Genomic DNA, 12,594 nt, shown 5'->3' on the forward strand with positions numbered 1-12,594 from the left:
CCGAGGGGGAACCTCTCAAGGAAAGTCCAGAAGAACGCTTCAGGGAACTCCACAGCGGCCCTTCGGACAAAGTCTGGGGTAAGGCAGGGGGGTGGGGGCCATTCCCCCGGGGTACCGCCCCGGACGCCTCTAAGGGGGTGCCCGATCCACGGACGCGGGGGACACCACCCGGTCGCAGCGACCCCTGGACGCGGCCACCAGCTCGGCGTTGAGCCGGTCGTTGTCGTCCACCCAGGCGCGGGCCGCCGCCGCGTCCCTGCCGTGCCGGCGGTGCCGGGCGACCAGCCGCGCGTCACACACCGCTGCCGGCGTCTCCACGTACCACAGCTCGTCGATATGGGCCCTGGCCGACCGCCACCCCGGCGCGTCCAGGGCGAGGTAGTTCCCCTCGGTGACGATCAGCCCGGCCGTCGGCGACACCACATGGCGCGCCGCCACCGGCTCGTCCAACGCGCGGTCGAAATCCGGCACATACACCACCTCCCGGCCCACCGCCGCCACCAGCCGGGCCAGCAACGCGGCATAGCCCAAAGCGTCGAAACTGGGCTCCGACCCCTTCCGGGACCGCAGCCCCAACCGGTCGAGCTGGGCGTTGGAGAGATGGAAACCGTCCAGCGGCACATAGGCGGCGGCGCCGCCGAGCGCCCGCACCAGCGATCTGGCCAGCGTGGACTTCCCCGCGCCTGGCGGGCCCGCCAGGCCCAGCACGGCACGGCCGACGGGGGGCAACAGCGCCCTGGCGTCGTCGGCCAACGAGGTGGAGTCCATGCCTCTCAGCGTAGGTTAACGGCGGTTCGCCGTCAGCGGCGCGTGGGTGGCAGCCGGGCCTCGCCCGGCGCGCGATCCTGGCGCAGTCCACGCCAGGAGGGCTGCCGTAGCCGCCCCTCCCTCGTCCAGGCCCGGAACGCCACCTCGCCCACCAGGCTCGGCGCCACCCACCGCGCCAGCCGCGCCCGCTCCCTCGGCACCGGCTCGTCGAACGGCGGCCGATCCCTGGCCAGCCCGCCGAGCCGGGTGCGCAGATCCGCCAGCACCGCCTCGCTGAACCCGCTCCCCACATGGCCGATATAGCGCAGCCGGCCCGCGTCGTCATGCGCGCCCACCAGCAGGGAACCCACCGTCCCCGCGCGCCGGCCGCCCCCGGGCTGCCAGCCGCCGACCACCACCTCCAACGTCTTCACCAGCGGCGTCTTCACCCAGCGCGGGGAGCGCCCGCCCGGTTGGTAGGGCGAGTCCAGACGCTTGGCCATCAGCCCTTCGAGGCCGTGCCGCTCGGCGATCCCCAGCAGCTGGGCCGGGTCCGCCGCCGGGCCCGCGTAGTAGGGCGGGACCGCCACCCGCCCTGACGGGTCAGGGGGCAACCCCTCCAGCAGGGCGCGCCGACGCCGGTAGGGCTCGGCCAGCAGCCGCTCCCCGGCCAACAGCAGCAGGTCGAAGGCGAAGAAGGTCACCGGGATCTCGGCCAGCAGCGCGGCGGACGGATGCCGGCGCTGGTGCCGCCGCTGCAACCGGCCGAAGTCGGGCCCGCCGTCCGCGCCGAGAACCACGATCTCGCCGTCCAGCACCGCCGAACGCCCGGCCAGCAGCTCGGGGGCGAGCCGGCCGACCTCCGGGTAGGTCGGGGTGAGGTCGTTCCCGTTCCTGCTGGTCAGCCGCACGGTGCCATCGGGCGCCGCCCGCAGGCAGCAGCGGTAGCCGTCCCACTTCCACTCGTAGCCCCAGGCCCCGCTGGGCGGTGGCCCGTCCACCGCCAGCATCGGCGCCACCGCGTCGGGCACCCGGCCCGCCCCGTCCCCCGCGTCCCCCGTCTGGTTTCGTCGCACCCGCCCAGTACACGCGGCGCGCCCCGCCGGGACGGGGACCCGCAGGGGCGCGCCGGGCCAGGTGCCCCGGGCGGACGCCGGCGCCCGCCGGTGGTGCGGGGGGCCGGTCCTGAGCGCACCCGTCGGCAGGGCGGCGCCCCTGAGGCCAACGGGCCTCGGGGGCGCGCACCGTGTGTCCGTGCCGGGTCAGTCGATGGGCGTCCAGGTGAAGTCGACCTGGTCGCCGGCGGCGATCTGGAACTGGCAGCCGCCGACCGGGGTGGCCACCCCGTTGACCTCGATCAGCCAGAAGTCGTCGGCGGTCTGGGTGTGTCCGTCGATCGTGGTCACCAGATAGTCGTCGAAGGAGGCGTACCAGACGCCGTCCCAGTCGAAGCCGCCCAGCGCGGCGGCGTCGTCCAGGGCGGCGGTCGGGGTGGCGCCCGGGGTCGGGTTCGCCCCGTTGTTGGTGCCGTCACAGGGGTGTGCGCCGCCGCTCGGCGGGTTGACGGTGTGGCCGTCGGTGGTGATCTCGTCGTCGAAGATCACCCCGTTCGGGCCGGTCACGGTGAAGTCGACGGTGACCGGGGCCGCCGCCTCGACCCCGCCGTCGGCCTGGGCGCTGGGGATGGTGGCCAGCAGGGCGAGGCCGAGCGCGGCGGTGGCGGTGACGGCTCGTCTGCGCAGAGTGGTCATCGTGGTGCTGGACATGGCGATCTCCTCGGTGAGCGGTGGGAGTTGCTGTCACTTCAGGTGGTGCGGTGGTGCGGTTCTGGGGGCACGAGGGCAGGGGGGCACGACCGGCCGGCCGCGCGGGCCTCGGGAGGCCCGGCGGTCGGTCGGGTGCCTGGTCGGGTGCTTGGTCGGGTGGGGACGGTGTGGCGGCCGGTCAGGCGACGGGGCGGCGGCGGGAGTTGGCCAGGGCCCAGATACCGCCGCCGGCGGCGAGCAGCGCGGCGGCCCAGCCGATCAGCGGCAGCACATCGCTGCCGGTGTCTGCCAGGTTGCCGCCGGGGCCGCCGCCCGAGCCGCCGGCGGTCGGACCGTCGGAGGAGCCACCGCTCGACCGGGGCGCGGGGTCGTTGGGGTCGCCGCCGCCGCCGCCGCCGCTGCCGTCGGTGCCGCCCGCGCCGGCGTCGCCGGTCGCGGCGCCGCCGGAGTCCGTCGAGCCGGTGTCGCCCGAGGCGCCGCCGTCCGCGCCGCCGTCGGTCGAGCCGCCGGCGTCCGCGCCGCCGTCGGCTCCGCCCTGGTCGGAGCCCTGGCTGGTGCCGCCGGAGCCGTCGTCGGGGGAGCAGTCGATCACGGCCGGGTCGGGCGCGGCGCCCGAGCCGTCGATCTCGCCCAGCGGCTGCCCGGCCAGCGCCGGGATCACCTGGGCGGTGGCGCGCAGCGCCATGCCGTTGATCACCGGCTCCATGTAGCCCACGCCGCCCCGGTCCTCGGCGTTCGCGGCGCAGCCGGCCTGGAGGGAGCGCAGCCAGGCGTCGCCCGCCTCGGCGGCGTCGGCGCGGCCACCGGCGATCAGCGCCTGGACGGCGAGTGCCGTCGAGTTGGAGTTGGGCGGGCTGGTGGCGTTGTAGCCGAAGCCGCCGGTCTCCTGCTGCTGGCCCTCCAGCCAGTCGAGCGCGGGCTCGGCGTCGGCGGTGCGGCCCGCGTCCAGCAGCGCCTGGACGGCCATGCCGGTGCTGTCGGTGTCCGAGGTGCACCGGTCGGGCTGGCGCCGCAGGGAGAGCGGGTAGCCGCCGTCGGCGCAGCGGGTGGAGGCCAGGAAGTCGACGGCGAGATCGGGGAGTTCACCGGTGCGGCGCAGCGCGAGCACACCGAGGGACTGGGTGAACTGGTTGGACATGTCCCCGGCCGGGCCCGCGTCCGTGAACCGCCCGTCCGCGTTGATCCGCTCCAACAGCAGCCCGGTCAGGTCGTGTCCGCCGAAGTCGCCGGGGTCGCGGTGCTGGATGGCGGCGACCAGGGCCAGCTTCGCGGTGCCGCCGGCGTTGACCGCCTCGGCGCCGCCGCGCCGCACATAGCTGGTGGCGTTCTGCTCCAGCCAGTCGGTGGCGCGGTCGGCCGCTTCGCCGGCGGTGCCGGTGGAGGCGAACGCCATCACCAGGTCGGCGGTCAGGCCGTGGTCCTCGGACGCGTGGGCGCCGTCGGTGAGTTGGGCGAGCGACCAGGTGACGGCGGCCTCGGCCGGGGAGGCCAGCTCGGGCGGCGCGTCGCCGCGCGCGGCGGTCGGGGCCAGCAGGGTGCCGGCGAGCAGGGCGCCGGTGGCCAGGGCCGTCACCCGTCGCCAGGGTCTGGGACGGACGGTTATGGGCGCGACGAGGGAGTCGTTCATCGCGGGGCCTGACCTTTCCCACGGCCGAGACATGGCCCCGGCAGTCCTCAGGGCACGAAAAACCCCGGCGCACGCGGGACGCGAGCGGCGGGGGCCGGCCAGCCCTGGGGCTGTGGGCTCCACGCTGTGAACCATGACAGAGAGAAGCGGATACCACGTCGCAGGCCGGGCGATCCGACTCGCGGCGCCGGGCGGGCGCCGCTCACGGTTGCAGGTCAGTGCCGGAATTCCACCGGACTTCCCCCGGACCATACGCGTCTGAGTTGTCCATCCGCCGGAGCGGAATCCCTCCAAGAGTAAAGAGAGCGCGCCGATTTGACCAGCCACCCTCGGGCGGCGGCTCGGGATGGCGAGGGGCCCGGCGCCGCCGACGGGGGCGGTGCCGGGCCCGAAGTCCCGTCGCTGACAGGCCGGTTACTCGGCGGCCTCGGCGAAGGTCACCTTGTGCAGCTGCCCGGGCAGGTCGTTGACCACGTACAGCTCGCCGTCACCGTCCTCGCCGAACGCCGTCACCTGGGTGGGGAACTCCCCGATCACGGCGTCCTTATAGCCGCCGGACCCGTCGGTGCGCAGCCCCCAGCCGGTGGAGGAGCAGTAGTCCGTGGCCACATAGGTGCCCTCGGCGAGGTCGGCGAACTCCGCGCCCCGGTAGACATGGCCGCCGATCACGGCGCAGCCCTCGGCCGAGGTGGCGTAGGTGAAGATCGGGTCGGTGAACTCGGCGCCGTCCCCGCACTGGCCGGGATCGAACTCGTCCAGGCCCTCCCGGCAGGCCCAGCCGAAGTTGGCGCCACCGCCGTCGGCCGCCAGGTGGTTGACCTCCTCCCACGCGCCCTGCCCGACATCGCCTATCCACAGCGAGCCGTCCGCGTGGTCGAAGGAGAACCGCCACGGGTTGCGCAGTCCCCAGGCCCAGATCTCGTCGCGGGCCTCGGGGTCGCCGACGAACGGGTTGTCCTCCGGTACGCAGTAGGCGAGTTCGCCACAGGACTGGCTGACGTCCAGCCGCAGGATGGTGCCCAACAGGGTGTCCAGGCGCTGCCCGTTGCCGTCCGGGTCGCCGGCGCCGCCGCCGTCGCCGAGGCCCCAGTAGAGATAGCCGTCGGTGCCGAAGGCCAACTGGCCGCCGTTGTGGTTGGTCTCGGGGTGCTCCTGGCTGAGCAGCACCTCAAGCGAGTCGTCCGAGAGGCCGTAGCGGGCCAGCGTCACATCGCCGTCGGGCAGCGCGGTGTACGCCAGATACAGCTCCTGGCTCTCGGCGAAGTCGGGCGCCACCTCGATGCCCAGCAGGCCGCGCTCGTTGCCCGAGCCGTTCACCACGTCGGTGAGATCCACCAACGGCTCCTCGGCCAGGCCGCTTTCGGGCTCATAGACCCGGATCACGCCGGGCTTCTCGGTGATGAACAGGCGGTTGGTCCCGTCGTCGGGACCGGCGATCGCGGTGGGCCGCTCCAGGCCCTGCCCGATCTGCTCGGTGGCGAGCGTCAGGCTCTCCAGCGGGACGGCCAGCGGGTCGGGCGCGGTCTCCTCGGCCGCGCCCGCGGTCCAGGCGAGGGTGCCGAGCGGCACGACGGCGGCCAGGGAGGCGCCGATCAGCAGCCGTCGGACGGGGTGACGGGAGGGGGTGGACGATGCGCGTCGTGGCATGGTGACTCCAGGAATGTGGGGCTTCCTTGGGGCTTCCTAGGGCACGTCGGGCAACGCCGTCGCCGGGTGCGCCCGAGAACGTGGGGGACGACGAGGCACCGGGCGGCCGTCTGGACGCTACCCGCACGGCAGCGGTCGCACCAGGGGGCGTCCCGAGGAACGTGTGGCGAGCCGGGTTCCGGGACCATCTCCCTTGACTGCGACGGGAGTTGGGGGCCCGGCGCGCGGGAGTGGGGAAGTCGGTTGCCGCATGAGGCGTCGACCTGCTCGGATGGTGCCATGAGCGCCACACCTGCCGGAGACGACGACGGACTCCTCGCCCGCTACGACCTGCGGATGCGGCGCGAGGCCGCGCCGGACGAGCCGGGCGCCCGGGTGGAGCGCGCCGGGCGGGTGGTCCGCCAGGTGAACGGGGACAGCGGCGGGGGCGTGGTGCTCTGGTCGGATCTCGCGTCGGCCGCCGACGCCGACGCGGCGATCGCCGAACAGCTCGCCTACTTCGGCGCGTTGGGCCGCTCCTTCGAGTGGAAGCTCTACGCCCACGACCGGCCGGCCGACCTCGGCGAGCGGCTGACCGCCGCCGGCTTCGAGGCCCAGGAGCCGGAGACCCTGATGGTCGCCGAGATCGCCGCGCTGGACCGGCGGCCCGTCTGGCCCGCCGGCACCACGGTCCGCCGGGTCACCGACGCCGACGGCGTGCGGGCGGTGATCGAGGTGCACGGCGCGGTCTTCGGCGGCGACCAGGAGCCGCTGCGCCGCCGGCTGCTGGCGCAGCTGGCCCGCGATCCCGAGCGGGTCCGGGTGCTGCTGGTGCTGGCCGGCGAACGCCCGGTCTGCGCCGCCAGGTTGGAGCTGACCCCCGGCACCGGCTTCGCCAGCCTCTGGGGCGGCGGCACCCTCCCCGAGTGGCGCGGGAAGGGCGTCTACCGCGCGCTGGTCGCGCACCGCGCCGCGCTGGCCGCCGAGGCCGGCTACCACTATCTCCAGGTGGACGCCTCCGACCAGAGCCGGCCCGTCCTCGAACGCCTCGGCTTCACCGCGCTCACCGCCACCACCCCCTACATCCATACCCACTCGGCCGCCTCGCCCGCGTGAACGCGCGGCCCGGCCGTCAGGAGCCCGTGAGGACGACCAGCTGCCGGGTCGCCCGGGTCATCGCGACATAGCGGTCGACCGCTCCCTCGATCCCGGTGCCGAACGACTCGGGGTCGACGAGGACCACCAGGTCGAACTCAAGGCCCTTCGCCAGCTGGGGCGTCAGCGACCGGACGCGGGGCCTCTCCCGGAAGGTCGGATCGCCGATGACGCAGGCGATCCCGTGGGTGTGCTCGGCGAGCCACCCTTCGACGGTCGGGCGCAGCTCCGCGACCGCGCCATAGGTCACCGGGACGCCGTTGCCCCGGATGGACGTCGGCACGTTGGCGTCCGGGAGCGCGGCCCGGATGACCGACTCGGCCTCGGCCATGACCTCTTCCGGCGTGCGGTAGTTGACGGTCAGGGACGCCACCCGCGCCCGGTCGAGCCCGACCCTGGCGAGCCGCTCCGTCCAGGACTCGGCGAACCCGTGCCTGGCCTGGGCCCGGTCCCCGACGATGGTGAAGCTCCGCGACGGGCAGCGCGTCAGCAGCATCTGCCACTCGGCGTCGGTCAACTCCTGGGCCTCGTCCACGACCACGTGCGCGAACGGTCCGACGAGCGGCTCGGGGGCGGCGCTGGGCAGCACGTTCTCGTCGACCAGGGTGTCCCGCAGGTCCTGGCCGCGCAGCATGGTCACCGCGCCCTCGCCGTCGGGATCGGCGTCGAGCACGTTGTCGATCACATCGGCCATCCGGGCGCGTTCGGCGGCGAGCGCCGCGTCGTGCCGGCGTTTGCGCTGCGACGCCCCCGGGTCGCCGAGCCGCTGACGGGCCACGTCCAGCAGCGGCAGATCCGACACCGTCCACGCCTGGGCGTCCGCGCGGCGCAGCCGCCGGACGTCGTCCGGGCCGAGCCAGGGCGCGCACATCCGCAGATAGGCCGGCACCGACCACAGGTCGCCGACCAGATCGGCGGCCTCAAGCAGCGGCCAGGCCCGGTAGAGGGCCCGCAGCAGCTCCTTGTGGCGGCGCATGGCGTTCAGAAACAGCTCATGCGGAACGTCCTTGACGCACTTGCCGTGCAGCATGTCGACCAACTCGGCCCAGATCTGCTCCCTGGCGTCGTTGTGCGGTGTGCCGGGCTCCGCCGCGTCGAACGCCTCGGCCCAGTCGTCGGCGGTCAGCCGGATGTCGCCCCAGTCGGTGGTGATCGTGGTGCCCTCGGTGGGCGGCTCCTCGTAGAACCTGACGGCCGTCTCGATGGCCCGCACCATCTCGACGGACGACTTCAGGCGGGCCACCTCGGGATCCGCCTCGACCGTCGCGCCGGCCCCCTCGGCGACCAGGTCCCGCAGGGTGCAGGTGCGCACGCCCTCCTCGCCCAGGCTGGGCAGCACATCGGCCACATACGACAGATAGGGCTGGTGCGGGCCGACGAACAACACGCCGCCCCTGCGGTGCCCGAGGCGCGGGTCGGAGTAGAGCAGATAGGCGGAACGGTGCAGGGCGACGACCGTCTTCCCCGTTCCTGGGCCGCCGTCCACGACCAGCGCGCCGCGCGATCCGGCCCGGATGATGGCGTCCTGGTCGGACTGGATGGTGGCCAGCACATCGCGCATCCGGTCCGACCTGTCGCCGCCCAGGCTGGCGATGAACGCGGACTGGTCGTCGAGCGCGGCATGGCCGTCCAGGCCGTCGGCGGTGAACACCTCGTCCCAGTAGTCGCTGATCCGGCCCCGCGACCAGCGGTACCTGCGGCGGCTCGCCAGCCCCATCGGGGTGGCGTGGGTGGCGGCGAAGAACGGCTCGGCGGCGGGGGAGCGCCAGTCCAGCAGCAGCCGGCGCCCGTCGCTGTCGGTGAGACCGAGGCGGCCGATATACAGCGGCTCGGCGCTGTCGGCGCCGACGACGCGCCCCAGGCACAGGTCGAGACCGAAGCGCCGCAGGGCGCGCAGCCGCGCGGTCAGCCGGTGGATCTCCGCGTCCCGCTCCATCGCCTGCCGGCCCAGCCCGCCGGGCGCCCTGCGCTCGGCGTCCAGGCTCTCGGACAGTTCGGCGATCGACTGCTCCAGGCTCTCAGCGATGGCCGCGAAGTGCCGCTCGTCATCGGCGATCAGCGCCGGATCGGCCTTGGCGGCGAGGCGCTCGGGCAGGTCGAACGCACTGGTGGTCAACAAAAATCTCTCATTTCCGCAAGATCTGGTCTCAGCCAGGGAATTCTGCGGCACGAGGGGGGCCTTGCGGCAAGCCCCCCGGTGCGCTATAGGTTAAGAGTGGCAAGAGGTGGTTCCCCCTCTTGCCTTTGTCATGCTCGCCTTTGTCATGAGCCGGGCCCGGCTCAGCCGGCCGGCTGAGCCCAGACCGTTCGGCCCGGCTCGTCCAGCCACACCGAGGCCCGCCCGTCAGCGGCCACCGTCATCCCCAGCCGGTCCACGCCCGGCTCCCCGGCCGCGCGCCACCAGCGGTAGGCGTCCAGAAACTCGTCCCACAGGGGGCGGGGCCCCGCCTGCCGCACCCACACCCCTGGCCCGACGCCGCTCCGCCGCACGCCGGCCGTCCAGCCGCCGCCCGCCAGGTCGTACAGCCACTGGGTGTGCCCGTCGTCGTGCCGCTGCACCGCGTAGGACGCGTCCCGCAGGCGCAGACCGGCGAGAAAGGGGAACGGATGCCAGCCGTGTGGGGGCCAGGCGTCGGACCTGATGTCATGGAACGGCAGCTCCGCCGCCCGCGGTGGGGAGCCGTCCCGCTGAGCGCGCAGGCGCATGAACGAGACCAGCTGGAGGAAACGCCCCTCGGCCGTCCCGTCCGGCCGTGCCGTCAGCCGCAGCAGCGCGTCGCGATGCAGCGTGAACGGAGTGCCCCAGGGGATGAGGGCATGCCCGCCGGGAGCCAACTGGCGGAGCCACGCCGGCGGGATCCGCCGCACCCCGCACGTCACGATCAGCCGGTCGAACGGGCCGTGCTCGGGGGCGCCCGCAGCGCCGTCCCCGACCAGCACCCGGGGGCACGGGCCCGCCCGGGCCAGCGACCGCTCGGCCGCCTCGGCGACCGCCGGATCGATCTCCACCGTGGTGACCAGGTCGGCGCCCAACCGGTGCGCCAGCAGCGCGGCGTTCCAGCCGGTGCCCGTGCCGATCTCCAACACGCGCATGCCCGGGGCCACATCGAGCGCGGCGAGCATCGCGGCGACCAGCGAGGGCTTGGACGCCGAGCTCGTCGCCTCACGCCCCGGCGCCTCACCGGCGTGCGCGCCGTCGTCCCACTGGGTGACCACCGGCACATCGCCCTCGGCGGCGGCCCGCCAGCCCGCCGGATCCACCCGCGCGTCGAGGCGGGCGAACGTCTCCCTCTCCTGGTCGTGCGACCAGATCACCGGCGGCAGAAAGGCGGCGCGGGGCACCTCGGCGAACGCGCCGGCCCACCCGGCCGGCACCTCGAAGCCGGCCCCCGACGCACCCGCACCGCCCTGGGGCACTACGCGCCGTCCTCGTGGTCGTCGCCCTCCCGATGCTGCCCTTCCCCGGCCGGGGCACTGCCGTCCGTGGAGGGCTGCGGCGGCTCGTAGGGCGTTCCCGGCAGCCCGTCCGAGCCGAGGCCGCCTTGCCCGTCGCCGTGTTGACCAGCCATTCCGCTCTCCCTCGTCGATGCCAGGAAGGACGTTAGGGGGCGTGCGGGGGCGTGTGGAAGGCGCGCGCGGGGTGCGTCCCCCGGCCGGGGGACCATCGGCTAGCTGTCCGAGGTGGCGGCGAGGTGGTGGCGGAAGAAGGCGACGGCGTCGGCGGCGGCGCGGGGGCGGGCGGTGGGGTCGGCCGGGGGGTCGGCGATGAAGTCGTCGTGGCGGACGTCCGCGCCGAGGGAGCGGCCGTCGGCGGTGGGGATATGTGTCAGATACGGCTCGACCTGCTCAGCGAAGGGGGTGATGGTGTCCGCGCCTCCCCAGCGGATGCCCACCGGGACGCGCACCGCGCGCAGGCTCTCGGCGCTGACCAGGGGACCAACGGCGGGGGCGATCTGGAAGACGGCGCGGACCCTGGGGTCGGTCAGGTCCGCCTCCGGGTCCGACGCGGCGAATCGGGCGCGCAGCTCCTCGGGTCCCGCCTTCGCGGCGAGGGCCTCCAGCAGGTCGGGGAACTCGGGGATCGGCGGCAGCGGGACCTGGCTGTCGAGCACCGCCTCCAGGACCTTCCGGTCGGCGCGCCCGCCGGCGAGGGCGGCCACCGTGTAGCCGCCGACCGAGAAGCCGGCGGCGCCGACCGGGCCGATGGGCCGCTCGGCGGCCAGCCGGTCCAGCGCGAAGCTGAGGTCCCTGGGACGCTCCCAGATGTAGAGGAAACCCTCCGGGTCGTACCCGTCGACGAAGTTGTTGCCGTGGTGGTCGACGGAGATCACCTCGAACCCGGCCGCGGCCAGCGGCTCCGCGAGCCAGCCCATGGAGCCGCCGGAGCCGCCGGTGCCGTGCGAGACGACGATCAGCGGGGCCGGTTCCGCCGGACCGGGAGCGGGCCGCCACCGGTAGACGCGGACGGGCCGGGGCCGGTCCGGCGAGCGGTAGTCGCGGCGGGACTCGTCGTACCACAGATGTATGGCGGGCTCTGGCGGGTTGTCCGTTGTCATGGGCGGCATCGTAACCAGGGCGCCGCCGGGGCCGGCTGGTGCCCGGCTTTACGCGACTTCGCGCAACCAGCCCGCCCAGCGGTCGAGTTGGGCCAGCTCCAGGCGCAGCTCCGCCAGATACCCCAGGGCGTGGCGGTGCGCGTCCGCGCGCTCCGGCGGCGAGACCGGGCGGTGGCCCAGGGCCCGCCAGAGCATGAGGGCGGCGCCGCCCAGGCGTTGGTCGATCAGCCCGCCGAAGGCCGCCGGCACGGGCGCGACGGGCGCGCCGCCGGCCGCGCGGTACGCGTTCAGCACCTCGACGAAGCCGGCGCGGTCCCAGCCGTCCGCCGTGCGGCTGAACGCGAGGGCCGTGCGGGTCGCCTCCCAGGGCGCCAGATCGCGCCCCGCGCCCTCCCAGTCCAGCAGCACCGGGGTGTCGGCGGTGCGCAGGATGTTGTCCGGCTTGATATCCCGATGGGTGAACACCCAGAGCCCGTCCGGAAGTTGGTCGCCCGCCTCGGTGATGGTCCGATAGGCGAGCGCCACGTCGGGGAGATGGTCGGCGATGGCGCGGACGAACGCCGGGTCGGTATCCGGGCCCGCCTCGTCGAGCCACCGCCGCCACGCGTCGGCGGGGTGCGGCGGGTAGACGTTCCCCTCCTCCGCGTTCCCGGCCGGCGTCAGGGCGTGCAGCCGCGCCAGCGTGGCGCCGACCCAACGGCGCAGCTCAGGAGGGGCGTCGGTCTCGGCGACCTGGCTGCCGTGGCACCACTCCCAGGCCAGGAAGCTCACCGGCTCCGGCTCCTCGGCCACCGTCAGGTCGACCAGCGGGCCGGCGCCGGGGTGCGGCGGCTCGACCGGGCGGGGCATCGCGATGCCGGCGGCGAGCGCGGCCCGCTCGATCCTGACGGCCAGCAGGTGGTCCTGCCACCACCAGTCCTCCCGTGACCGGTTGAGACGCTTGACAGCCCATTCACCGTGCGCGGTGCGCAGTCGGAACAGCGGGTGCGAACGGCCACCCCCCACCGGCTGCCAGTCGCCCGTCACCGGGCCCAGATCGAAGGCGGCGGCGACGGCGGCCGGCAGTTCGGCGGTCGTGGTGGCGACGGGGGGAGGTTGCGAAGGCACGGAGGGCACG

The 12,594-nt window shown here is 74.6% G+C and carries 11 protein-coding genes; 1 reads left to right on the forward strand and 10 read right to left on the reverse strand.

Annotated elements, in window-relative coordinates:
* Positions 1-129: 129 nt before the first annotated feature.
* The 5 genes from K4G22_RS26575 to K4G22_RS26595 all read right to left on the reverse strand — a co-directional run bounded on the left by K4G22_RS26575 (position 130) and on the right by K4G22_RS26595 (position 5,787).
* Positions 130-768, reverse strand: coding sequence for a nucleoside/nucleotide kinase family protein (locus K4G22_RS26575; RefSeq protein ID WP_228082981.1), 639 nt, complete (start codon positions 766-768; stop codon positions 130-132).
* A gap of 32 nt (positions 769-800) precedes the next feature.
* Positions 801-1,823: a non-homologous end-joining DNA ligase gene (gene ligD / locus K4G22_RS26580; protein ID WP_228082982.1), complete on the reverse strand. Its 1,023-nt coding sequence runs from the start codon at positions 1,821-1,823 to the stop codon at positions 801-803.
* Between the two features lie 186 nt (positions 1,824-2,009).
* Positions 2,010-2,513 carry a DUF4430 domain-containing protein gene (locus K4G22_RS26585; protein WP_228082983.1) on the reverse strand — a complete coding sequence of 168 codons (504 nt, stop codon included), beginning with the start codon at positions 2,511-2,513 and terminating at the stop codon, positions 2,010-2,012.
* A 178-nt stretch (positions 2,514-2,691) separates the two neighbouring features.
* Positions 2,692-4,140: a prenyltransferase/squalene oxidase repeat-containing protein gene (locus tag K4G22_RS26590; RefSeq protein WP_228082984.1), complete on the reverse strand. Its 1,449-nt coding sequence runs from the start codon at positions 4,138-4,140 to the stop codon at positions 2,692-2,694.
* 414 nt (positions 4,141-4,554) lie between these two features.
* Entirely contained in the window at positions 4,555-5,787 is a 1,233-nt protein-coding gene (locus K4G22_RS26595; RefSeq protein WP_228082985.1) for a PQQ-dependent sugar dehydrogenase, read from the reverse strand.
* A 279-nt stretch (positions 5,788-6,066) separates the two neighbouring features.
* Here K4G22_RS26595 and K4G22_RS26600 point away from each other — a divergent pair, with 279 nt between their 5' ends.
* Positions 6,067-6,882 (forward strand): GNAT family N-acetyltransferase, encoded by an 816-nt coding sequence (locus tag K4G22_RS26600; protein ID WP_228082986.1) that lies wholly within the window; start codon positions 6,067-6,069, stop codon positions 6,880-6,882.
* A 16-nt stretch (positions 6,883-6,898) separates the two neighbouring features.
* On the opposite strand, the gene helR is transcribed toward K4G22_RS26600, so the two are convergent.
* The 5 genes from helR to K4G22_RS26625 form a co-directional block, all read right to left on the reverse strand.
* A complete protein-coding gene (gene helR, locus K4G22_RS26605) occupies positions 6,899-9,040 on the reverse strand; it encodes an RNA polymerase recycling motor ATPase HelR (protein ID WP_425336756.1) in 2,142 nt (713 codons plus the stop codon).
* Between the two features lie 161 nt (positions 9,041-9,201).
* Entirely contained in the window at positions 9,202-10,338 is a 1,137-nt protein-coding gene (locus K4G22_RS26610; RefSeq protein WP_228082988.1) for a methyltransferase domain-containing protein, read from the reverse strand.
* Entirely contained in the window at positions 10,338-10,490 is a 153-nt protein-coding gene (locus tag K4G22_RS26615) for a hypothetical protein (RefSeq protein ID WP_228082989.1), read from the reverse strand. Before K4G22_RS26615 ends, K4G22_RS26610 begins: the two co-directional genes overlap by 1 nt.
* A 99-nt stretch (positions 10,491-10,589) precedes the next feature.
* Positions 10,590-11,477, reverse strand: coding sequence for an alpha/beta hydrolase family protein (locus K4G22_RS26620; protein WP_228082990.1), 888 nt, complete (start codon positions 11,475-11,477; stop codon positions 10,590-10,592).
* A gap of 48 nt (positions 11,478-11,525) precedes the next feature.
* The gene (locus tag K4G22_RS26625; RefSeq protein WP_228082991.1) at positions 11,526-12,584 is read right to left on the reverse strand and encodes an aminoglycoside phosphotransferase family protein; all 1,059 of its coding nucleotides are present in this window, start codon (positions 12,582-12,584) and stop codon (positions 11,526-11,528) included.
* Positions 12,585-12,594 lie beyond the last annotated feature (10 nt).

This window comes from Streptomyces profundus (assembly GCF_020740535.1).
Taxonomy (GTDB): domain Bacteria; phylum Actinomycetota; class Actinomycetes; order Streptomycetales; family Streptomycetaceae; genus Streptomyces; species Streptomyces profundus.

Bases quoted from the DNA above. Each gene is read 5' to 3' on its own strand.
- K4G22_RS26575 (WP_228082981.1), bottom strand. From the start codon at position 768: ATGGACTCCACCTCGTTGGCCGACGACGCCAGGGCGCTGTTGCCCCCC.
- K4G22_RS26585 (WP_228082983.1), bottom strand. From the start codon at position 2,513: ATGTCCAGCACCACGATGACCACTCTGCGCAGACGAGCCGTCACCGCC.
- K4G22_RS26590 (WP_228082984.1), bottom strand. From the start codon at position 4,140: ATGAACGACTCCCTCGTCGCGCCCATAACCGTCCGTCCCAGACCCTGG.
- K4G22_RS26595 (WP_228082985.1), bottom strand. From the start codon at position 5,787: ATGCCACGACGCGCATCGTCCACCCCCTCCCGTCACCCCGTCCGACGG.
- K4G22_RS26600 (WP_228082986.1), top strand. From the start codon at position 6,067: ATGAGCGCCACACCTGCCGGAGACGACGACGGACTCCTCGCCCGCTAC.
- K4G22_RS26615 (WP_228082989.1), bottom strand. From the start codon at position 10,490: ATGGCTGGTCAACACGGCGACGGGCAAGGCGGCCTCGGCTCGGACGGG.
- K4G22_RS26620 (WP_228082990.1), bottom strand. From the start codon at position 11,477: ATGACAACGGACAACCCGCCAGAGCCCGCCATACATCTGTGGTACGAC.